This is a genomic window from Stenotrophomonas sp. NA06056 (assembly GCF_013364355.1).
In the GTDB taxonomy this organism is placed as follows: Bacteria; Pseudomonadota; Gammaproteobacteria; order Xanthomonadales; family Xanthomonadaceae; genus Stenotrophomonas.
The window spans coordinates 1,992,000-2,014,547 of record NZ_CP054931.1; the positions used below are offsets into that span (position 1 = coordinate 1,992,000).

The 22,548-nt window shown below is 64.9% G+C and carries 19 protein-coding genes; 2 read left to right on the forward strand and 17 right to left on the reverse strand.

From position 1 onward, the window contains the following. Position 1: 1 nt before the first annotated feature. The 3 genes from mgtA to pip all read right to left on the reverse strand — a co-directional run bounded on the left by mgtA (position 2) and on the right by pip (position 4,335). Positions 2-2,761 carry a magnesium-translocating P-type ATPase gene (gene mgtA, locus HUT07_RS08810; protein WP_176020626.1) on the reverse strand — a complete coding sequence of 920 codons (2,760 nt, stop codon included), beginning with the start codon at positions 2,759-2,761 and terminating at the stop codon, positions 2-4. Positions 2,762-2,822: 61 nt separating this feature from the next. Continuing rightward, the gene (locus HUT07_RS08815) at positions 2,823-3,122 is read right to left on the reverse strand and encodes a hypothetical protein (RefSeq protein WP_176020627.1); all 300 of its coding nucleotides are present in this window, start codon (positions 3,120-3,122) and stop codon (positions 2,823-2,825) included. Between the two features lie 265 nt (positions 3,123-3,387). Further along, positions 3,388-4,335 carry a prolyl aminopeptidase gene (gene pip / locus HUT07_RS08820; protein ID WP_176020628.1) on the reverse strand — a complete coding sequence of 316 codons (948 nt, stop codon included), beginning with the start codon at positions 4,333-4,335 and terminating at the stop codon, positions 3,388-3,390. Between the two features lie 126 nt (positions 4,336-4,461). On the opposite strand from pip, the gene HUT07_RS08825 reads away from it, so the two are divergent. Next, complete coding sequence (locus HUT07_RS08825; RefSeq protein ID WP_254898833.1) at positions 4,462-5,115, forward strand: TraX family protein; 654 nt, start codon at positions 4,462-4,464, stop codon at positions 5,113-5,115. Between the two features lie 10 nt (positions 5,116-5,125). Here HUT07_RS08825 and HUT07_RS08830 read toward each other — a convergent pair whose 3' ends face one another. The 6 genes from HUT07_RS08830 to HUT07_RS08855 are packed head-to-tail and all read right to left on the reverse strand — an operon-like array spanning position 5,126 to position 12,380. After that, the gene (locus tag HUT07_RS08830; RefSeq protein ID WP_217706635.1) at positions 5,126-6,481 is read right to left on the reverse strand and encodes an AMP-binding protein; all 1,356 of its coding nucleotides are present in this window, start codon (positions 6,479-6,481) and stop codon (positions 5,126-5,128) included. After that, on the reverse strand, positions 6,478-7,059 hold the full coding sequence (locus HUT07_RS08835) for a hypothetical protein (protein WP_176020630.1): 582 nt from the start codon (positions 7,057-7,059) through the stop codon (positions 6,478-6,480). Before HUT07_RS08835 ends, HUT07_RS08830 begins: the two co-directional genes overlap by 4 nt. Positions 7,060-7,061: 2 nt before the next feature. Beyond that, complete coding sequence (locus HUT07_RS08840; protein WP_176020631.1) at positions 7,062-8,027, reverse strand: radical SAM protein; 966 nt, start codon at positions 8,025-8,027, stop codon at positions 7,062-7,064. Continuing rightward, positions 8,024-9,823 (reverse strand): VWA domain-containing protein, encoded by a 1,800-nt coding sequence (locus HUT07_RS08845; protein WP_176020632.1) that lies wholly within the window; start codon positions 9,821-9,823, stop codon positions 8,024-8,026. Before HUT07_RS08845 ends, HUT07_RS08840 begins: the two co-directional genes overlap by 4 nt. Next, positions 9,820-10,797 (reverse strand): hypothetical protein, encoded by a 978-nt coding sequence (locus tag HUT07_RS08850; RefSeq protein WP_176020633.1) that lies wholly within the window; start codon positions 10,795-10,797, stop codon positions 9,820-9,822. The genes HUT07_RS08845 and HUT07_RS08850 overlap by 4 nt, the downstream gene beginning before the upstream one ends. Positions 10,798-10,799: 2 nt before the next feature. Further along, complete coding sequence (locus tag HUT07_RS08855; protein WP_176020634.1) at positions 10,800-12,380, reverse strand: AAA family ATPase; 1,581 nt, start codon at positions 12,378-12,380, stop codon at positions 10,800-10,802. A 102-nt stretch (positions 12,381-12,482) separates the two neighbouring features. Between HUT07_RS08855 and HUT07_RS08860 the strand changes: the two genes are divergently transcribed. After that, entirely contained in the window at positions 12,483-13,577 is a 1,095-nt protein-coding gene (locus HUT07_RS08860; RefSeq protein WP_176020635.1) for a crosslink repair DNA glycosylase YcaQ family protein, read from the forward strand. A gap of 32 nt (positions 13,578-13,609) precedes the next feature. Here the strand turns inward: HUT07_RS08860 and HUT07_RS08865 are convergent, their stop codons facing one another. The 8 genes from HUT07_RS08865 to HUT07_RS08900 form a co-directional block, all read right to left on the reverse strand. After that, a complete protein-coding gene (locus HUT07_RS08865; protein WP_176020636.1) occupies positions 13,610-15,316 on the reverse strand; it encodes a PAS domain S-box protein in 1,707 nt (568 codons plus the stop codon). A 119-nt stretch (positions 15,317-15,435) separates the two neighbouring features. Beyond that, entirely contained in the window at positions 15,436-16,098 is a 663-nt protein-coding gene (locus HUT07_RS08870) for a DNA-3-methyladenine glycosylase (RefSeq protein ID WP_176020637.1), read from the reverse strand. 46 nt (positions 16,099-16,144) lie between these two features. Continuing rightward, positions 16,145-17,104 (reverse strand): cation diffusion facilitator family transporter, encoded by a 960-nt coding sequence (locus HUT07_RS08875; RefSeq protein WP_176020638.1) that lies wholly within the window; start codon positions 17,102-17,104, stop codon positions 16,145-16,147. 96 nt (positions 17,105-17,200) lie between these two features. Beyond that, entirely contained in the window at positions 17,201-18,418 is a 1,218-nt protein-coding gene (locus tag HUT07_RS08880) for a DUF1173 family protein (protein WP_176020639.1), read from the reverse strand. Between the two features lie 285 nt (positions 18,419-18,703). After that, on the reverse strand, positions 18,704-19,672 hold the full coding sequence (locus HUT07_RS08885; protein WP_176020640.1) for a hypothetical protein: 969 nt from the start codon (positions 19,670-19,672) through the stop codon (positions 18,704-18,706). Positions 19,673-19,697: 25 nt separating this feature from the next. Beyond that, positions 19,698-19,970, reverse strand: a complete 273-nt coding sequence (locus HUT07_RS08890) for a hypothetical protein (RefSeq protein ID WP_176020641.1) — start codon at positions 19,968-19,970, stop codon at positions 19,698-19,700. Beyond that, positions 19,967-21,316 carry a TFIIB-type zinc ribbon-containing protein gene (locus HUT07_RS08895; protein ID WP_176020642.1) on the reverse strand — a complete coding sequence of 450 codons (1,350 nt, stop codon included), beginning with the start codon at positions 21,314-21,316 and terminating at the stop codon, positions 19,967-19,969. The genes HUT07_RS08890 and HUT07_RS08895 overlap by 4 nt, the downstream gene beginning before the upstream one ends. A gap of 24 nt (positions 21,317-21,340) precedes the next feature. Further along, on the reverse strand, positions 21,341-22,489 hold the full coding sequence (locus tag HUT07_RS08900) for an SPFH domain-containing protein (RefSeq protein WP_089235748.1): 1,149 nt from the start codon (positions 22,487-22,489) through the stop codon (positions 21,341-21,343). Positions 22,490-22,548: the final 59 nt, after the last annotated feature.

Below are 22,548 nucleotides of genomic sequence, written 5' to 3' on the forward strand. Positions count from 1 at the left end.
GTCACTGCCAGCCGTAACGGCGGATGTAGAGCTTCTTCAGCGCGGTGGTCAGCACCGCATAGCCGAACAGGATCGCCACCAGGAACGGCCAGTAGCCGGCTGGCAGCGCCTGCAGCTTGAAGTAGCCAGCCAACGGGCTCATCGGCAGGATCACGCCGATCGCCATGATCGCCCCGGTCATCAGTAGTAGCGGCGGCGCGGCGATGCTCTGCAGGAACGGCACCTTGGGCGTGCGGATCATGTGCACGATCAGGGTCTGGGTCAGCAGGCCGACCACGAACCAGCCGGACTGGAACAGGGCCTGGTCGGCCGGCGTGCGTGCATCGAACACGTACCACATCAAGGCGAAGCAGCTGATGTCGAAGATCGAGCTGATCGGCCCGAAGAACACCATGAAGCGGCCGATGTCCGCCGGGTTCCACTTCAGCGGCTTGCGTACCAGCTCCTCATCGACGTTGTCGAACGGAATGGCGATCTGCGAGATGTCATACAGCAGGTTCTGCACCAGCAGCTGGAGCGGCAGCATCGGCAGGAAGGGCAGGAACGCCGAGGCCACCAGGACGGAGAACACGTTGCCGAAGTTGGAGCTGGCGGTCATGCGGATGTACTTGAGCATGTTGCTGAAGGTGCGCCGCCCCTGGATGACGCCTTCCTCCAGCACCATCAGATTCTTCTCCAGGAGGATGATGTCGGCGGCCTCCTTGGCGATGTCCACCGCGCTGTCCACGCTGATGCCGATATCGGCTGCGCGCAGTGCCGGAGCATCGTTGATGCCATCACCAAGAAAGCCGACCACCTTGCCCTGTGCGCGCAGTTCGCGCACCAGCCGTTCCTTGTGCAGCGGCGTGAGGCGGGCGAACACCCGGTGTTCCTGCAGTGCGCGCGCCACCGCCGCATCGTCCAAGCGCTCGATCTGCGGGCCAGTCACGATGGTGTCGGCGTCCAGGCCGACCTGGGCGCAGACCCGGGCGGTGACCAGCTCGTTGTCCCCGGTGAATACCTTGACTTCCACACCGTGCGTGGCCAGTGCCTGCAGCGCCTGCGCGGCGGATTCCTTCGGCGGATCAAGGAAAGCCACATAGCCCACCAGGGCCAGCTCCCGCTCGTCGGCCTGGGAGTAGACGCTCTGGCTGGCTGCGGTCTCCTTCATCGCCACCGCCACCACACGCAGGCCCTGTTCGTTCAGTTCCTCGGTGGTCTGCCGCACGCGGGCCAGTCGCTGCTCATCCAGCGGCATGTCCTGGCCGTTCTCGCGCACGGTGCTGCACACCGCCAGGATTTCCTCCACCGCACCCTTGCAGATCAATTCGTGATGGTCCTCGCGCTCGGATACCACCACCGACATGCGGCGGCGTTCGAAATCGAACGGGATCTCATCGACCTTGCGGTAGTCCTGCGACAGGCGCAGCGAGCTCTGCAGCTCCACGTGCTCCAGGACTGCACGATCCAGCAGGTTGATCAGGCCGGTCTGGAAGTGACTGTTGAGATAGGCGAAGGTCAGCACGTCCTCAGAGTCCTGCCCGAACACATCGGTGTGCCGCTCCAGCGCGATCTTGTCCTGGGTGAGGGTGCCGGTCTTGTCGGTGCACAGCACCTCCATCGCGCCGAAGTTCTGGATCGCGTCCAGGCGCTTGACGATCACCTTGCGCCGTGACAACAGCACCGCACCCTTGGCCAGGGTGGAGGTGACGATCATCGGCAGCATCTCAGGGGTCAGGCCGACCGCCACCGACAGCGCGAACAGGAACGCCTCGGTCCAGTCGCCCTTGGTCCAGCCATTGACCAGCAGCACGAACGGCACCATCACCAGGGCAAAGCGGATCAGCAGCCAGCTGACACTGTTAACGCCGGCCTGGAATGCTGTCGGCGCACGATCGCTGGCGCTGCTGCGCTGGGCGAGGGTGCCGAAGTAGCTGCTGTTGCCGGTCGCCAGCACCAGCGCGGTAGCCGTTCCGGAGACCACGTTGGTCCCCATGAACAAAAGGTTGGCCTGTTCCATCAGGCCGCTCTCGGCATTGCCCGCCTGCACGAACTTTTCCACCGGCAACGATTCGCCGGTCATCGCGGCCTGCGCGACGAACAGGTCCTTGGCCGCGAGCACGCGGCAATCGGCCGGGATCATGTCGCCGGCCGACAGCACGATATGGTCACCCGGCACCAGATCGCGGATCGGCAGATCCAGCAACCGTGCCGGTCGTCGGCTGTGCAGCTGCGCGCCGAAATACTGGTCGGCCACCTCCGCCGCTTCGGTGCCAGCGGCACGGCGCAGCACGCGGGCGGTGTTGCCCACCAGGGCCTTCAGCCGTTCGGCAGCGCGGTTGGAGCGCCCCTCCTGCACGAAGCGGATCAAGGTGGACAACACCACCATCGCGCCGATCACCACGGTCGCCTTGGCGTCTTCGGTCAGCCAGGACACCGCCGCCAGTACCGTCAGCAGCAGGTTGAACGGGTTGCGATAGCACTGCCAAAGATGGCGCCACCACGGCAGCGGCTTCTCATGGTCGACCTCGTTCGGGCCGAAGCGCAGCAGGCGCTCTTCGGCTTCGTGCGGGCTGAGGCCGTCGACGTGTGACTGCAGGGTGGCCAGCGCATCGGCTTCGCTGCCCTGTGCGAGCGCGAGCAGCCCGGCAGTGAGCGTGGCCGGCGCGGCCTGCGTGCTGCCACGGCCGTAACCGGCTTCGGGCATCGCACGACGACCGAACAGGTTGCCCGCGCGACGGCTGCGCAGGAAGGCGTTGAACCAGGCGTTGAGCAGGCTCATGGGAGGGTCCTCTTGGAACGGCGCCGGCGGCGCAGGCGCGTGGAGCGGAAGGGGCGGGGAGTCAGGCGTGGCGCATGGCCAGCACCGATGGCGACCAAGGCTGCATGCGCAGCCGTTGGCTGCCGCCGATGCACAGCGGCTTCATCGCATCGCGCAGCGGGTAGGGCAGATGGCGCAGCACGTTGATGCGCTCGCTGATCGGCAGCAGCGACAGTGCGTCGGCCACCACCCGTGGCGAGCCGAGGGCCAGTGAACGAGCGAACAGGACAGGGCCGTGCTGCAGCAGCAGGCTGCGCAGGACGGAAACATCGCGCTCACCGATCAGGCGGCGGACGGTGATGTAGAGAATCTTGTAGGACATGGGATTCCTCCGGGCAGGCGCCGCCCGGAGCCCCCATCGCTTACACGGACAGGAACCGGCCGTCAGTCGCCAGCAGTAAACAAGTAGACAGGCAAGGGCGCGCGTCGCGCCCGGCAGGGTCGGGATCCATCTGCGTCTCCGCGTGGGGCGGCCAGTCGCTGGCCAGTGGCGCTATTGTCCGCGCTCGTATTCAGCAGGCCTAGAGGCCCGTGGGTTAGCCCCGCTATACCTTGGTATAGAAAAGGGGGCGTTGCGCCCCCTTTGTTCAGCTGCGGTCCGCGAATGCGTCGGTGGCCCGCACCAGCGCATCGGTCGTGGCCGCTTCGTTGGCGCTGTGGCCGGCGATGACCATCTCCAGGCGGGCTTCCGGCCAGGCTTTGGCCAGATCCCAGGCACTGCGTGGTGGGCAGATGATGTCGTAGCGACCCTGCACGATGACACCCGGCAGGTGGCGGATGCGATCGATATCGCGCAACAGCTGGCCGTGTTCCAGGAAGGTGTTGTGGCGGAAGTAGTGAGCCTCGATGCGCGCCTTGGCCAGCGTATCGAGTGGATCCGCAGCGGACGCTGCATCGACGTCATGCACCAGCATGGCGGCATTGTCCTCCCAGCCCAGCCAAGCCTGTGCCGCGGCGATGCGGATGGCTTCGTCGGCGTGATCCAGGCGCTTCCAGTACGCGTCGAGCATGTTGCCGCGCTCTTCCTGCGGGATGTGGGCCTCATAGCGGTCCCAACGCTCCGGGAAGATCCAGCGCGCACCGCCGTTGAGTTCGGCGAACCAGCGGTTCTCTTCTTCGCGCCCAAGGAATACCCCACGCACGATCAGCCCGGTGGCGCGGTCGGGATGCGCCTGCGCATAGGCCAGTGACAGCGTCGAGCCCCAGGAGCCGCCGTACACCAGCCAGCGCTCGATGCCCAGGTGTTCGCGCACCTTCTCGATGTCGGCCACAAGGTGCTGCGTCGTGTTGTCTCGCAGCTCGCCGAACGGCGTCGAGCGGCCGCTGCCGCGCTGGTCGATCAGCACGATGCGGTAGCGCGCCGGATCAAAGAAGCGTCGATGGGTGGGCGAGATGCCAGCGCCGGGGCCGCCATGCAGGTACACCACTGGAATGCCTCCAGGCGTGCCGCATTCCTCGATATGCAGGGTATGCAGCTCGCTCACCGGCAGGGTGTGCTCAAGGTAGGGCTCGATGCTGGGGTACAGGCTACGCATGACAGTTCGCTCACAGGCGGGGCCTGCAAGCATACGCCCGCATGGACCATGAGGCAGGTGCTCTGGCGTGCACAGTGATGGAAATGTGCTTGCAGATGCGCATAAGCTGCGGCGATGCAGCAGGCCATGACAGACACCCCATCGTCGAACCCCATCCTCAGCAGTGGCGCCCGCGAGCTGATGAAGTGGCTCGCGCTGCTGTCGATGACCGGTGACCACGTGGCCAAAGTGATGTTCGGCGGCTACGTGCCGGTGGTGAGCGAGTTCGGGCGCATCGCTTTCCCGCTGTTCGCGCTGGTGATGGCGTGCAACCTCGCACAGCCAGGGGCGGACCTGCGCAAGTCGATCCGGCGGTTGCTTGTCTGGGGCCTGGTTGCGCAGCCGGTGCACGCGCTGGCATTCGGCCACTGGTTGCCCTTGAACATCCTGTTGACCTTCGTCCTGGCTGCCGTGGCAGTGCATGCGCTGACGAGCAACCGGCAGCTGTTGCTGCTGGTGGCGGGAGGCCTGCTGCCATTCTTCGTGGACTACCAATGGGCAGGCGTAGGCTTCGTGATGCTGGGCTGGATTGCGTTCCGCCACCGGGTGTACTGGCTGCTGCTTCCGGCGTTCGCTGCCCTGTGCTGGGCCAACGGCAACGGTTGGGCGTTGCTGGCCATCCCGCTGGTACTGGCCTTGGCCCGGGTGCCGTGGGCGGTGCCGCGCTCGCGGTGGACGTTCTACCTGTACTACGTGGGGCACCTAGCGCTGCTGGCTGCCTATGCACTGTGGCTGCGCTGAGCAACGGCAGTCATTGTGGCGGTGAGCCGCTTCCGGCCACGTCGCTGGTGTACTGCAGGACCTTGTCTTCACCCTGCAGGGCGATTGCCTCCACCGGTTGCCCGCGCAGCACGACGCGCAGGCGCCGGATCGCCTCGGCTGCATGACCCAGTTCCGCAGGCGGCAACGACAACGTGATGCGGCCATCGCTGTGCTGGTGAACCACATACCGTGACAATGGCAGCGCAGCGAGTGCATGGGTCAGGTCGATGTTGTTGATCCACTGCTGGTCGGCAGTCAGGTAGCGCACCGGACGCCGACCCTGCAGGCCGATGATCATCGGGGTGTCGCCGGCCAGTGCGAGTGCGCCGCGGTCCCCGGTGCGATAGCGCAGCAGCGGCAGGCAGAAATTGAAGCCGCCGCTGAGGGTGATCTCCCCGGTTTCCCCCGGCGGCAACGGCGCACCGTCGGGGCCGAGAACTTCCACATACATGCCTGGCTGCAGCAACACATGGCCGCCGGCGGCGTCGTCATATACGGCCAGCGGACCTGCTTCGTTCATGGAGTACAGATCGAGCACCGCGCAGCCAAAGCGCGCAGCCAGGGCCCCGCGCAGGCCGGGAGACAGGGCCATTGATACCGACAGCAGCGCCTGCGGGCGGTGCCGTACGGGCAGCTCCAGCAGTGCAGCGAAGGATATCGGGTCGCCGGCAATCACTTCCGGCTGCATCTGGTCGATATAGCGGGCACGATCGTCTGGATGACGCCAGTCATCGGGATGGAGGTTGATCTTGGCCAGGCCGGATTCATCCATCGTCGGCGTCACCGACACATAGGTGAAGCAGCGCTGCTGCATGCCCAGCAGCATCACCCCCATCTGGCCACGGCCGTGCACCAGGGTGATGCCGAATCGCCGCAGCGCACGCTTGTGATGGGCCAGATAGCGTGCCGCCACCACCGGGTGCGATGGCAGTACCAGCGGATGGCCTGTGGTACCGGTGGTGCGGAAATTGATCATCCGTTGCAGGGGCACCGTGTCCGGCACGAAGCGGGCGATGTCGGCGGCGAGGTCGCCGCGGTGTACCGGTGTGATGTCGGTGAAAGTAGAGGGCTTAGGCTGCCCGCGGTAGTACGGTACCTGGGCAAGCACCTCGGCTACGTGCGCCTGCAGCCACGCAGGCGGCTGTTCCGGTGTCCAGTCGAAGCGCGCGTGGCCTATGTCCTGTTCATAGCCACGCAGTGCTTCGATCTCGTCGGGCAGCAGCCGGTTGCCACTGGCGTTGCGGAAGATCGGCGCTGACGGATGTTCGCGCATCAGCTGCAGCATCGCGCGCCCGGCCGGGCTCAGTGCAGGATAACGATCGGCGTCGGTCGGCTCATGGTTCACTCGCGTGTCCACTTGTCCGCGGATTCTTCGGCCGCTTTGCGGGCCAGCGCCTCGCGGATCGCACGGGCGCGCTCCTCGGTGGCACGGCTGGCATCCAGCAGGCGCTGTCGTTCCACACCGCTGACCCGGGCCAGGCGATCGGCGGCCTGCGCGGAGGTTTCCCCTTCGGGCAGCAGGTCCAGGCGGGCCACGACAGTGCGCACCAGTTCTTCGCGGCGCTCAGGATCGAATACGAACCGTTCCGCGGCGGCGCTGGCGGCCAGCGCCGGAACCGTTGCTGCGAACAGGGGCGTCCAAGCCTCGGCCGCGATGGGCAGGTCATTCCAGCACGCGTCGGCCATCAGCCATGCAGCCACCGCTGAAAGCGAGAGCTGGTTGGCATCCACCCCGGCCAGGTCACCGGACAGCGTTGCCCGCAGTGCTGGGGGCAGATGCAGTGAGCGCGCGGCAAATACATCGCCAACGACAGCGGCGACGTGCAGCCGGCCGCTGCCAGCGCGGCGCGGTGGCTCGAGGAAATCGGGCGGCATGTCCAGCAGGCGCCGCAGCAGTACATCAAGGGAGGGGCCGGAGGTCATGGTCAGGTTCCGAATTTGGCAAAGACCTGGGTGGAAGGGCAGTCCAGGCAGGCCTGCGGCGGCGCACCCCGGCGCGCCGCGGCCAGCTGTCCGCGCAGTGCCTGCACGTGGGCGATCGTCTGCACATCGCGGGTGGGAATGAAATGGTCGTCGTTGGTGAAGCTGCAAGCGCTGATGCGTGCGTGTTCGTCGATGAACAGGGTCGGTCGCCGGGCCTCGCAGTCGGTGACGGGCAGCAGGTGGCCCAACGCACTGGCCTGGAAGCGCGCCAGATAGGCGTCCCCAGCATGAAGGCGGACGTCGCGCTCGGCCAGGCGGGTCAGCAGTGACGGCAGCCGCGTGCGCAATGCCAGCACGTCGGCGGCGGTCAACGCATGCAGCCGATGGAACTCCGGCCGGTCGCGCCCGCCCAGCTGGTTCACGGTAATCTCGTCCACGCCCCAATCGGCAAGGCGCAGGCACAACGACTCGAACATCGGCAGGGTGTCGTGCATCAGCACGATATTGGCGCGCAGCAACGGGCGGCGCTCTTCGTCGCGTTGGGCGGCCAGTGCACGAATCGCCTGCTGCACGCGCGCCGCGCCGCCGTCCCAGCCACGCAACGCATCGTGCGCATCGTCCAGCGCGTCGATGCTGAAAGTGATCTCATCGAACGCCGCTGCCAATGCCGACGCAGCACCCTGCTGCCAGGCACGGGTGCCATTGGTGGTCACGCTGATACGCAGCCCGTGTTGATGGCGCAGCCGCTGAGAAAGCTCCAGCAGGCCAGGCCACAACATCGGCTCGCCACCGAGCCAACTGAACAGCACCGGTTGCCCGATTGCCTGTTGGAAGCCAGCGAACAGTATGGCGAGGCGTTCCACTTCGGCTGGATCGGCGTGCAGGCGCGGTTGCCGTACGCGGCGGTCATAGGCACAGAAGCCACAGGACAGATTGCACAACGTGGTCAGGCGCCATAGCACGATCATCGCGGTGCTGCCACGCTGTCGGGCGCGTAGTGCTGCTGGCTGAAGGCGCGTGCGAACTGCAGCAGGTCGGCCATGTCGCGCACCACATGGATGTTCCATCCCTCATCGCGGGCGCGCAGCAGGTCACGGGTCCATCCGGCGTTGCCTGCGTCGGCGATGCTGGCCGGCAGCGGGCTGAACAGGTTGAGTGCCATGGTGCCGCCGCCGCGTGCTGTACGCAGCGCCTTGGCGGCGACGTCCCAGCCGCTGTTGCCATGCTCGTCCTTGTCGAACATGGTGGTGATGCCGTCGTCGGAGATGTGCAGGACATGCACCGCCCGCGCGTGCGCTGGACGGTCCGCATAGGTATCGCGCAGGCGATGGATCGGGAACGCAGTTGCGCCGCCGAAATAGCCGGTCAGCACCTTGAGGATGTCATCTTCCGAGCGCACGAAGCCCTCGGTATGCAGATGCTGCCGGGTACCACTCCACAGCGTGGCCTGCACGCGCGCGCCTGCGCGCAACGCCGACAGGGCGATGATCGCGCCGGCCAGGGTCAGGAATGACGTCCACGCCTGTGGATTGGGCATTGAACCGGAACTGTCCACATACAGGTCCAGGTCGACCGGCTCGGTGGCGGGTTCGCGGCCAGGAGCCTGCCCCTGCACGCGCTGCACCGTGGTCACTCCGGGAATGACGTAGGGCGACTGCAGTACCGATTGCAGCCAGTCCACCGCGTCCAGTGCATCGCCGGGCTCCCACGGTTCCAGACCTTCCGGCAGCGCCTCCAGCGACTGTGGCTGCGGGCGTGATGGAAAGCGGATCAAGTGTGGCAGGGCGCGCTCACGGTAGTAGCGCACGGCAATCTGATGGTCATCCAGATCGAGCCCGGCCGCACGAAGGATCTGCCCATACTCGAACGGCTCGCGCATCTGCCCGCCGGATCGCGTGGGCTGTCCAGCGTCGGGCTTCAGCGGCGGGCCGCTCACGGGCTGCCCATCGGCTGCCCGCTCGTCGCCGGTGATGCGCGGATCGGACGCCGGATGCGGGGCGGGCTCCAGTTCGTCATCCTCCCGTTGCCCCAGGCCGACGGGCTGGCTTCCATGGCCGGCGTGCTGGGTATCCATCAACGCGTCGACCCGCGTGTCCGGCTGGGATTCCAGCAGCCAGGGGAGCAGCAGGGTGGCGAAGCGGCCTGCGCCGGTCATCCAGTCGTTGGCATAGACGCGCACCACGCGTGCGCCCAGCCAGGCGTCTCCCTGCAGTGCGCTGTCGTGGGTTGAACCGCCCAGTTCACCGCGTGGCTGTTGCCAGAGTTCTTCGTAGATGCCCATGTACAGCTGCCACACTGGCGAACTTGCCTGGGACGGCTGCGCGGCCAAGCGGCGATAGATCGCGTCCATGCGCAGGCCGTTCTGGCGCTGCAGGCGGTCGTTGATCAGCAGGTCGGTGTAGAGGTTGGCGACCATCGGTGCATGCGCTTCCAGCGTCGGTAGCGCATGGCGGATGCGGGCCAGCAGCCGTGCGTGGTCGCTGGCCGTGGCCGGCGCCAGCACGTGGTGGCCGATCTCATGGGCCAGGATCTCCAGCGCATAGGGCTGCAGCTGCAGGCGCTGGACCTCTTCCACATCGATGACGATGCGCTGATCGGCCAGACGGATCGCGGCGAAGCTGCCGGTCAGGCCCTGCGCGGCAGCCTGCATGTGCGAGCTGCACAGCTGTGGGTCCTGCAGCCGGGTGAAACGGCTCCATGTGGCCAGTGCCTGCGGCCACGCCTCGCGCCACGGCTGCAGCGGATCAGCGACGGTGGCGTTCATTGCGGCGGCAACACATGGACATGGTGCGACCACGGCGAGAACAGGGCGATTCCCGCAGGGCCGGACACTGCAGCCAGGTTGTCCTTGGACAACGCCGGTGCCATCCATTGCACGCCCAGACGTGCGATCACGCCCGGCGCCGGTCCGCTGCCGCTGGCCGCCGTGTACTCGGCGAGGTCGGCAGGCAGCAGGACGGCACCAAAGGCATCAGCCAGCAGGAGGAAGTACTGGCCTGCGCTTTCAACCACGAAGCCTTCGGCCGTCGCGCGAACCTGGGGTGGGGCGGGGAAGGTGCCATCCAGACCGCTGAAACCACCGATGCGATGCCCGCTCGGATCGACCTTGCCGTGCCGCGGATTCCACCAGCGGTCCTGCTGCAGTTGAGCGCGGACCGAGGGCAGATCACCCGCAGCGATGCCCAGCACAGCGGTCACCGCGTCCGTCGGCAGGGCATCGATGCAGGCAAGGGCGGGCGTGCGCAACTGCACCATGCCCGCCTGCCAGGCGCAGAGTGCGCCCAGGTCACGCAGTGCCGGCAGTGATGCGCAATCACCCGCATGGGCGGCCATCGCATCGATCCATTGAGCGACGCGGACACCGGGACTGCTGCCCAGTCGCACCACCGCATTGCTGATCGTGCCCAGCGTTTCGCGTGGATCGAGTACCAGCAACGGCGCAACGGCCGGAACCAGTGACCGCCAGGCCAGATCGATCCAGGGTAGCCGGGCCTTCGGTCCGGCGTGGCCCTGCGCTACCAGTTCCAGGCCCAGTTCGAAAGCAGCCTCGACGATGCGCAACGTGGCCGACGGGTCGTGGCGCTGCACGGCCTGGCACAGCGGATCGAGGGTGCCGCTGACGAAGCCGCTGAATGCGGCCATGTCGAGGCCGGGCCAACGGTGTCGCGCATCGGCCACGGCCTGGTTCAGCACGGCGCGGCGTGCGGCCAGCACATCCGCCAGAAGGGTGGAAACCACGGTCAGCGCGCCCGCAGCCAATGCAGGTAATTGGTGTAGCGTTGGTGCAGGTACTTCAGTTTCAGCAGGTCGTCATACAGATGACCGTACAGCTTGCGGCCCTTCACCCGATCCTCGACCAGGCGTTCGATGCGGGTCAGGCGCTTGCGGGTTTCGGTTTCGGTCATGCCGTCCAGACCCCGCTGGAACTGTGCCGAAAGCTCGCCCACCGGATCGTCGCGATCCAGATCCAGCCGGTCATACTCGGCATTGGACGCATCCAGCAGCCAGCGCAGCCAACTGAGCCGATCGGTGCGATAGGCGGCGTTCTCCGGCAGGGCGAAGAAGGGCGCATCCAGGTCCGGCTGCAGCTTGTCGTTCAGCACGAACGGCAGCACCTGGCGAACATCCTCCAAGGTTACAGAGGGGCTGCCACGGAAGTACGCCATGGCCTTGGCGAACACCAGAAGCGTCATCAGGTTGCGTACCGACAGGCCATTGCGGGTCTGGCAGCCAAGGTCCTTCATGCGATCGCGGCCACTGTCGGCAGCTGTCACCTGCGCCCATTCGGCACCGGCCAGGCGCGCGGTGTCCTTGGTCAGGTACTCGAACTGCGCACCGGCCGTCTCCATCAGTTCGAACTGGCTGCTGAAGAATTCGATGCGCCGACGCACGTCCTGCGGCACCTCGATCGCCCGGATCTCGTGCAACAGCTGGTCGCCCTCGGCCTCGCTGAAGATGATGTCGCGTGGCACCACCTCTTCCGGCCGGATGTCCTGCTCGATGCGCAGCAGCATCTCTTCCAGGAACCGCGGATTGAACGCCAACGCCTGCACCACCACGTCGATGCGGTCGCGCAGGGCTTCGATCACCTGGTAGGTGCCGCCACCGCGGTCATCGTTGGCGGTCAGGTACCACGCCGATTCCGGGCATTCGTAGACATGGTTGAGGACTTCGGCATAGTTGTCGCCCATCACCGTCAACAGGGCGCTCTGGGTACGGGTCGGAATGCGGTTGTATTCATCGATGATCTTTACCCGCATGCCGAGCCACGACCGCCAGGCGATGCGGATGTCCGCCATGTCCTGCGCGGCCACCAGGTCGGCGGGCAGCGGGTTGCCGAGCAGGTCGGCGATGGTCATCTGCGGGTGGCCGTGCTGCATCGCCCGGCGCACTTCGCGCACCGGATAGCCGGCCAGTACGCCCATCAGGATCGCGCTGGCGGTCTTGCCGCGCCCAGGTCCGCCGATGAACAGGCACTTCCGGCGGGTGGCGAAGGTCAGCAGCGGCAGCAGGACGTAGCTGGAATAGCTCTGTGCCGATGGCAGGGTCAGCGGCCGCCGGGTGTCGCCCACCGTGAACGACGCCGACGGACCTTCGTGATACTCGATGTCGTAGTGCGGACTGATGATCGCGTTGTTGACGATCCAGAAGTAGGCCTGGCGCAGTTTCTCATCCAGCCGCAGCGGTGCGCTGGCGGTGTCATCCTGCAGGCGTACCGGGCCTTCGTACAGTTCGGCCACATCGAACGTACGTGATGCAGTCTCGGTGCGCGGATTGGTCGGTGCCTGCGACAGGCGCTGGAACAGGTTGAACGGTGGCACGCGATTCCTTTGGCAGTGGCCTCGGCGAATTGTAAAGGCGCGGCGCGTGGGTTGGGGGGAGACCTCGCGTCTGCCGTACGCGTTCGGCTCTACAATCAGATCATGCCGTCCATGCCCACCCTCGACGATCTGCGTCGCTACGCCGTAGCCCGCACGCTGTTCACGCCCACCACGCTGCTGACCGCGATACGTCGCCTGGGCTTCGTGCAGGCCGACCCGATCCGAGCGCCCGCGCGCGCCCAGGACCTGACCCTGCGGCACCGGGTGAAGGGCTACCAGGCCGGGGATCTGGAACGTCGTTACAGCCGGTTGCCGATCGAGGAAGACTTCCTGGTGAACTACGGCTTCCTGCCGCGCGAACACCTGTCGTTGATGCATCCCCGGGTGTCCCGCAAACCGTGGGACGCCAGCACGCGGCGCAAGGCGGCGGAGGTGCTGGCGTTCGTCCAGGAGCGGGGTACGGTGCATCCGCGCGAGGTCGACCAGGCGTTCGCGCATGGTCGGGTGACCAACTACTGGGGCGGCACCAGCAATGCCAGCACTCATCTGCTGGACGGCATGCACTACCGCGGCCTGCTGCGCATCGCGCGTCGTGACAGTGGTACCCGCATCTACGCCGTTGCGGCACATGCACCCGCCGATGGCGGCAAGGCCGCACGCCTGCAGCGCGCCACGGCCCTGATCGATCTGGTGGTGCGCAAGTACGCACCGTTGCCTTCGGCGAGCCTGACCTATCTGGCGCGGCTGCTGGGCTATGGCGCGCCGCATCTGGCGGTGGAGATCCAGCAGGCACTGCGGCTGGCGCGCGAGCAACTGGCGGGCTGCAACATCGACGGAACCACCTGGTACTGGCCAGCCGACGAGAATCCCCGTTCGCGGCGCTATCAGGCCGATGAGCAGGTGCGGCTGCTGGCACCGTTCGATCCCGTGGTCTGGGACCGGCGCCGTTTCGAACAGTTGTGGGGCTGGGTCTACAAGTTCGAGGCCTATACCCCGGCAGCCAAGCGCCGCTTCGGCTACTACGCGCTGCCGCTGCTGTGGCGTGAGCAGGTCATCGGCTGGGCCAATATCACCGCCAAGGATGGCGGGTTGTTGCCGGATATTGGTTTCGCCAGTGCCTCGCCCATGAAGGATGTTCTGTTCCGCAATGCGCTGGATGACGAGCTGGAGCGGATGACGCGGTTCCTTGCTGGGTAAGGTTCTGCTTGGGATGACAGCTAGCGCTGCTGCTATTCGTCGCGCCGTTCCGTGCGTACCCGTGCGCGTGCATCATAGAGCTGGCTGTCCGCATGGTGGATGGTGTCGGCCACGGTCTCACCTGGCGCACTGACCGCCGCACCCATGGAGAACGCGGTCGGTGATTGCGCTGCGTTGGCGGCGTACCAGCCTTCCAACAGGGGAAGGCGTACCGACGCCGATGCGGTCAGCACGACCAGGAACTCGTCTCCTCCCAGGCGGACCACCGTCTCCCCCGCGCTCAGCGGCGCCCTGAGGAAGGCGGCAAACTCGATCAGGATCGCGTCACCACGGTGATGGCCCTGCGCATCATTGATCTGTTTGAAATCGTCCAGGTCGAAGACCAGGCACGCCCACGTGCCGGCGGTCATTTCGTCGAGACGGTGCAGGTAACGGCGGTTGTGGCACTGGGTGAGCGGATCCTTCAGCGACAACTCGCGCAGACGCTGTTCCTGCAAGCGCAGCGCGGTGACATCCTGGGCATGGCCCAACACGAAGGGCGGCTGTCCCTCGCTGTCGAGCACGTTGTTGTAGGCCCAGTAGCGGAGCGTACCATCGGCGGCGATGAGTTCGATGACACCTGCATCGGTGTGGTTGGCCTCGATGCGCTTCAGGTAGGCACTGAATACCTCGCGGCGCTCGGGTGGCATGTAGTCGCACAGGCTGCGACCGATGATCTGGCGTTCCTCGTATCCGAGCGATTGCAGCGCTGCCGGGTTCACCGAGGTCAGCGTGCCATCCAGCGTATGCGTGCAGATCAGGCCCAGACTGTAGTGGAACAGCCGCCGATAGCGCACTTCGCTCGCCGCGAGGGCGTCCAGCGCTGCGCGTTCTTCGGTGACGTCCTGGATGGCACCCACGAGCCGAGGATGGCCCTCCACCTGCTGTCGATTGCCCACCACGCGGGTCCAGATGCTGCGCCCATCGGCTGTGCTCATCGGCAGCTGCACCTCCCAAGGCGTACCATCCTCCACGCAACGCTGCACGGCCGCCTGGATGATGCTGCGGCTGTCCGCGCGATAGAACGACAACGCAGACCCGAGTGTCGGCTGGTAACTGGAGCGCACGCCGTGGATCTGTTTGGTCTCACGCGTCCAGCGCACCTCGCTGGTGTCAAGGTCAAGCTCCCAACCACCCACCTTGGCCGCGGCGTTGGTGCGCTGCAGGAAGTCCTCGCTGCGTTTCAGATCGCGATGCAGCGCCTGCGCCTGGTCGATCTGTTGCAGCAGTGCGCTGCGTTGTTCAAGCACCTGCGTGGTGACTCGGCCAAGATGGACCATCAATTCCCGTTGCGATGGCGACAGCACGCCGGGCAGGGTGTCGAGCAGGCACAGTGTGCCGATGCGCGCGCCATGGGCGGTGGTCAGTGCTATTCCAGCGTAGTGGCGTACCCTGTGCCCTGCGGTGACCAGCGGACTGCTGGCGAACCGAGGGTCCTGCCGCGCATCGGCAATCTCCAGCAGCTCGTCCTGCTCGATGGCGTGCGTGCAGAATGAAATCGAGCGCGGGGTTTCGGTAACGTCTCCCAGCCCGATGCTGGATTTGAACCATTGCCGGTGCGCGGCAACGATGGAAATCAATCCGATGGGCATGCCCGTGGCAGCAAGTGCGGCGGCGACGATGGCATCGAATACCGGCTCTGGCGGTGTATCGAGGACACCGAGGCGATCGATCTCGAGGAGTCTGGAGGCTTCATCCATGGCAGGCACTGCGTCTCCGGCAGGGAAGGGCAGGTCACAGCGGTCACGTTACGGCGCGACGCGTTATGCCGTTGCGCGGAACAGTGAGGCTGGTGTCAATGATTGCTCAGTGATGGGGTTCATGCAGGTCGCTTCCGCGTTGCTGCGCGGGGTGGGCGTACCGAAACGTGACGGTGGTCGCGCACATGCCAGCGCCAGGGAAAATCCACGGCACGGGTGATGCCGATGCGCGGTCCCACCACCGGATCGTCCGGTGGCGGCATGCCGTCGTCCAGAATCGTGATGCCGTGGCTGGCGGACACCAGGTCGGCGCCGTCGAAGCGACGGTCCAGGCCAAACGCCTGCGACAGTTTGCCGGGGCCACTGGCCAGGTCATGATCGCGGCGGGCGGCAGGGCGCAGTGGGTACATCAGTTCCTGCCCGGCAACCGGCGCGGCGGCGCGCAGCAGGACCGCAATGCCCTCGCCGACGTCACCGCAGACGACATTGCTGCCCCAGTGCATGCCATAGGTGAAGTAGACATAGAGGTGGCCAGCCTCGCCGAACATGCTGGCGTTGCGCGCGGTCATGCCGCGCCAGGAGTGCGCAGCCGGGTCTTCGCTGCCGGCATATGCCTCGACCTCGACAATGCGTGCCACGCGTCCATCGTTGCGCACCAGCAGCTTGTTCAGCAGCTCTGGCGCCACCACCGTCGAGGCCCGCTGATAGAACGCACGCGGCAGCCGCGTCCCGTCAACGGGCGGCGCGGCGAAGGTGGCGTCTGGACCGGTCTTCTTCGGCATGCTGGAATCATCGCCTGCCAGCAGTGAAGCTGTCGCCAGTGCGGCGTCAATCCGCCGTGGCTGGACGGTCGAGCGCGGCACGGCGCGCCGCAAACACCTCCGGTGTCTGCGGTTTGATGAACAAGGCCACCAGTTCCGGGAACTCCTGTTTCACCGCAGACTCGATCCGGGTGATGCAGGCCTCGATCTGCGGCGTGCTGCGATCGTCCTCGAATTCCGCGCTGAGCATCGCCACCACCTGTTCCGGGCCCATCTGCAGGGTGGTGACACCGTTGGCGCTGCGCAGATCCGGATCGGTCACGGCCACGGCCATGATCCGTTGCGCCACCGCCGGGTGGGCCGGCTCACCGATCAGCAGGCCCTTGGTCTCGCGCGCCAGCAGGAATGCGGTCAGCGCCAGCACACTGGCAATGCACAGCGAGGCGACCCCATCCAGCACCGGCATCTCCAGTAGTTGCGCGGCCAGCAGTCCAACCAGTGCGAAGCCGAGGCCGAGCAGGGCGGCACTGTCTTCCAGCAGCACGGTAAACGTGGATGGGTCCTTGCTGCGGCGGAACGCTTCGAAGTATCCCAGCGAGCCTTTGCTGCGGCGGAACTCGCGTAGCGCCACCCACCATGACGCGCCTTCGAACAGGATGGAGATGCCCAGTACGCTGTAGCTGATGGCGTGATTGGTGGCCGGCTCCGGCTGGCGGATGTGCTGGATGCCCTCGTAAGCGGAGACGCCGGCGCCTGCGGCAAACACCAGCAGGGCGACGATGAAGCTCCAGAAGTACAGTTCGCGGCCGTAGCCGAACGGGTGCAGTGTGTCGGGTGCCTTCTCGGCACGGTGCAGACCGTACAGCAGCAATACTTCGTTGAGGGTATCGACCAGCGAGTGCACGCCCTCGCTGAGCATGGCCGAGCTGCCGGAGAGGCCGGCGGCGATGAACTTTGCGATGGCGATGGCGAGGTTGCCTGCCAAGGCGGCGTAGATGACCAGGCGGGAGCCGGTGGAGGCGGACATGGCGGATCAACTGAGGCGTGTCGGGAGTATGATCACGCCGCCGGCGTTTTCGGAATGTGCAAGCGTGATGGCCTTTCCCGGCATCGTTCGACCGGACTAGGGAAAGTCAGGCCACGCGGCATCTCGATATGCCTCCCAGTGCCACCAGGGAGCCCCGGATTGGCAATAGAACAGAACCTTCTGATTCATCCGCTCCTGATAGCCCAGGTCGGTTCTTCCGAAAACTTCCATTGGCATCGGGCCGCTGGGCAGGTCGAGGAGCCGGAAATCGGGCAATGTCTGTTCATCCGGTGCAAATCGCATCGGCTTGTCGAAATGCCGTCTCTCATCCACCAATGCCTGCTCGATCATCGCCTCGTAGCCGGAATCGAGGGGGATGGCGCGCTCGCTGACACGCATCAGTGCGATCTGCACGAGCCTGAAGTTGGTACCGGTGGTCTTCGGCTCGACAATCAGCAGAGCATAGGTGGCGGCCAGCTCTGTGCGCCATGCATTGAGTTCGCGCTCGAATGACCGTTCCAGGCCCTTCAGTTGCGATGAGCTGAGGAATATGGACGTACAGCCCCAGCCGGCCAGCGGAATTCTGCCGTCCGCCTTTAGTTCGTGCCTGCCCGGCTCGTTGGCGCGCAGTCGTGCAACGATGACCATGCGTGATGTGTTTTCTCGAGCCCGTGCCGCAACGGCTTCATTGAGTTTCTTTAAGTTGCCATCGGAAGGGGCAGAGCCCACCTGCAGGTAGTCGCTTAAGGGGGCGCCTCCCCAGCGGATCTCGGCGGCTGCGTTCAACAGCACCCCGGACACTGACGCAGGGGCGGTGCGGCGTCGTACCCAGTCCGGATGCAACTCATGCAGGCCTGCGATCTCCCAGAGCAGCTTCAGCAGCCCCAGTGCGGTGACCTTGCCTTGTCTCTGTGCACCGTTGGCCTGGGTGGGGGGCGCTTCCACATCGGTTACACCCGCAGACGATTCCGTGGTCTTCCTGCCCACGCAGAGAGATACTTTGTAGCAGCCATTGTCCTCGATGACCCCGGGTACATAGGTGCCGCTGATCCAGCCGCGGGTTACTGCCGGTCCATAGTAAAAACACGTGGTTTGGTGGTCGGGGCCGGTTCCAGGATGGCGTGCCAACCCATAATGGGTCCCGTAGTTGCGGATCACCAGAAGCACTGGTGACGCTGGCCTGCACAGGCAGCTGAGTCGTTCCAGCGAGTGCAAGCACTTCAGCTTCCCTCCCCAGCCGACAGAGGACTGGTACTGTACTGAATAGGTGGAGCCATCGCTGCAGCTCAATTCATACCGACGCTTTTCCGCCACGAATGCCTCTACGGGAAGACCTTTTCAGCATATCCTGCCGCAACGGCTCAGTTTCGGCCATCCTGGCGAACGGCATCGGTCGGCACCGGGGCGCCATAGCCCCCGTTATACGCTGTCCTTCAGTTTGATGGTTCAACTGAAACTACTCTCGTATTCCAGTGTGCAGCTGTGTCGTTGAGATATTGGGGATGAGGTTTCGAGCTGTCTGGAGAATGGATGGCCCCTCGAATCCGCAGTGGCTGGTGAAGCTTCGCGATGCTACAGAGCTAAAGCTCCCGTGGCTGTTTATCGAGCGGATGAAAGCCTCAACTGAGCTATTTTCTCCTCAAGGACGAGGCGAAGCTGGCCCGAGTCCCATTCGATGTCTCCAGCCATTAGATCCTCAACGAGAGAACGAAGGCCGTTTGCTCTCGTGAGTAGATCGCAAACTCGCTTCGCCATTTCGAGTCGTCCGTCCCAAGGTCGTTCAAAGGGTAGTCGCAAGTAGTGCCCTTGATCGTCACGATTCAATTGATGATGCCGATTTAGGAGGTCAATCCTCACATCCTCGTGGATATTCACTCCATTTGCTCTTGCCGCCGATGCCAGGTTCTCCAAAATCGTGATTTTATGAGAATCTGGATCTTGAAGTGCCAGGAAGTAGATCAACGAGTCCCACTGAAGCCAGCCCCGCTCCCCTGCAATCAGAATTCTGAGCGCCTCTGCCAGCCTCTGTTCGATAAAGAGGCATTTGTTCAGGATGGAGCTGTCACGCATGTAGGACTTGATCTCCGCGCACGCCTTGGCGTGAATCCGGCACATGAGCGTTGCCAGAAATCGTTCCGCGACACCGAGCCACCGCAGTTGCGCTCTGGATAAGTAGGGAGTCGTGATCCTTCGCGCCACCAGGCCGGGAAGGTCAAGCGCCTCCTCAAGCTCAATCAGCAGGTGCGCGCTCTCAGTGGAGAGCGTCTCGGCTCGAAACGCTTTCGGGATTCCGCCAGTCTCCAGGCTCTCAAACTCAAGCCAAAGATCGAACATCGTATTGAATCTCGTCGATATATTTTGCTCGACGGATGCGACATGGAGTCGCTCAAACTCCTTGATGGCGGGGGCGAAATCGACAAGGGTCAAGTTGCTGTTCTCGCGCTCCGCAGCAACAATCAGCCTAATCAATTGGCAGCTTGAGATCTCCTCCCCGATACGGGCGTGAAAGCGTCCATCCCTTCCTCGCTCCATCAGTGCGAAAGTAGAGCGGTCATCGTGAACTGCCATCACTCGTTCCGTGACTTTGGAAGGGTCATGGCACGCCCTCGCTCTGATCAGTCTTCACCCGCGCAACACGCTTTCGGTACTCGTACACGTTGTCACCGCGGATGCGCTTTTCCTGCGTCCCGCTGATGCTGTCCACGCGACGATCCGAGCCGGTCACCGGCTGCGCTTCGATAGCGGTTTCGTGTTCGAACGAATGCGATTTGTCGGTGTTCCGGTAAAACCGGTACAGCGCCCAGTACAGCGCGGTCGCGCCAGCCGGGCCTGCAGCCAACAACCAAAGACCACTGTCATCACTCATGTGCTGGCCACCAGGAAGGCAATTGCGAGGGCTTCGATGATCGTGCCGGCGGTCAGCGCCGCCAGCAGCATCTTCCACTGCTGCACCGGCACGCTGCCCATGGTTTCACCGGTCCGGCCGTTCACCGCGATGTAGTGCAGCATGCCGCCGTTCTTTCCGGGCTGGTGGTACGAGTACAGCCACACCGGCAGGTACATGGCCACCCAGCGGGTACCGTGCACCTCAAGCTGCTCCTGTTCCCAGCGTACGCCACGGTCATAACGGCGCACCGTGCCTTCCACCTGCGATCGGGCGATCGACAGCAGCTGGTCTTCCAGGCGCGGCCGCAGCTTTTCGACGTCCAAGTTGCGCTTTTCCGAGGTGAATCCCGCCAGATAGGAGGCGTTCCACTTCACCGCGTTCTTGGTATCGAACGGCAGGATGGTGTTGATGATGTTGTTGGTGTTGGCGCGCGTGTCCAGGTTTCCGCGCTCGGCCGACGATTCCAAAGGCAGGTCGTCCACGGTGAAATCGACCTGGCGTTCCACCTGGTAGACATCCGCGTCGTAGTAGGTCTGCTTGTTCTTCTCGCTGCCACGGGTGTATTCGCGCGTCTTGATCTCACCCTTGCCGGCCACGGCCGCGCTGACATTGCTGTCGACGATCATGTAGGGCAGGTACACGCCCACCACGTTTTCCGGGGTGAACTGATCCTTGAATGCCTTGAGCGCGAACATCCGGCGCTTGTCCACGAACTGCCGGATACGCGCGACCGCATCCGCCTTCTTGATGTGGAACGGCAGCACTGCGTCAGGAACCGCGCCGTTGGCGATCTGTTCGTTGACGCCGAATACGTGACGGCACCAGTGGCACCGCGCCGTCATCGTGCTTTCGGTATTGACCGTGACTTCGGCGCCGCAACCGGTGCACTTGAAGGTCATCAGTGCCGAGGTGTCGGCATCGATATCGCGCGCGCCCGATGCGATGACGGTGCCGCGCAACTGGTCGATGGCTTCGCCCAGCCCGAATTCCTCCTCCACCCGTGCGCCATGCCATTCGTGACGGCAATACAGGCAGACCAGGATGTCGGTGCCCAGCTTGGGCCGGATATCGGTGGCGCCGCACTTTGGGCAACGGTTGAGGCCGTCTTTCAGCTCGGCTGCGGACGTGTCGATGGCGACCGGGTCAGGCGCCTCGACCTCGTTGCGGATGGCCTCAGGCAGCGTCGAGGTATCGAGCGGGAAGCTGCCGGGCAGGGGAGGGACGTCCTGCGGCGATCCCGGCCCATCCAGCACCGCCGCCGGCAGGGGCGGCGGTGCTGAAGCGGATCGGGGCAGCGGCGGAGGCGTGTTTCTGGGATCGGACATGGTGGTTGCGCGTCCTGCGTCTGCTTACAGTCCCAGCGCCTTGGCTTTCAGCGCGTCATAGTCGGTCTGGGTGATCAGGCCCAGATCCAGCATTTCCTTGGCTTTCTTCAGTTTCGCGACCGGGTCGTCGGCAGCCGGCGCGGCCGGGGTTGCCGGCTGCTGCAGATTGCCCGCGCCGAACATGCCCGATGCCATACCCACGCCGACAAGGCCGGCGGCACCGCCGTTCTCGCCTGCGGACTGGATGCCCTGGGCAACGCTGGCCTGCAGGTTGGAATTGCCGCGCGAGCCGGACAGGGCATCGGCGCGCTGCACGGTCTTCAGCAGTTCACGGGTGTTGGCGTCGTACTCGATCGAGACGATGGCGGTCTTGACGATGGCCAGGCCGCGGTCGGACTTCCACTGATAGCCCTGCTCGACGGCGGCCGACAGGCTCTGCGCAAAGCCCAGCGAATCCTGCTGCAGCTTGGTGATGCGGTTGCCCTTGCTTGGATCGTTGGTGTACAGGCTGAACGCCGGCGCCAGCGAACCCACCACTTCATTGAACAGCTGGCTTGCAGCGGCGTTGTCCAGGTCGGTGAAGTCGAACACCTGGCCCGGCTGCAGGTAGCTGGCCGGGACGAAGTTCTTCACGAACAGAATCGGGTCGACGATCTTCAGCGTGTACGAACCACGAGTGACCGCGCCGACCTGGGTGTTGAGGAAGCCGTCGTCCCAGTAGATTTCCGACTGGGTGCCGAAACGGTTGTCCGGCAGTTCCTTCAGCGAAACGAAGAAGGCGGCCTGCTGCGAGCCCGGCTGGCCGCCGAACTTGAAGCGCTCCCAGCTCTGCTTGATGAAGGTGCTGACCAGACCATCGCCGGCAAAAATCGACTGCGAGTTCAGATCATCCGAGCGCCACTCGTAGCCACCCGGCTCGGCGACGAAGGCCGTGATCGCGCCGTCCTGGAACAGCAACAGGCCGTAGCCTTCCGGCACGACGATCTTCGAGCCGTTGCTGATGATGTTGGAGGAGCCGCTGGTGTTCGAGCCGCGCCCGGCATTGGTGCCTTGGGGCACCGCCGCAAACAGGGCTGCCGTGGACGGCAGGCCGGTCGGCACGGTGTAGAAGTCTTTCCATTGGTCAGCCAGCACGCCGCCGACTGCACCCTTCACCGCTTGTACCAGACCCATGACCCACTCCCTGTAGTTGCCGGACAGGCACCACGCCTGTCGTGCTCGGCTGACTATAG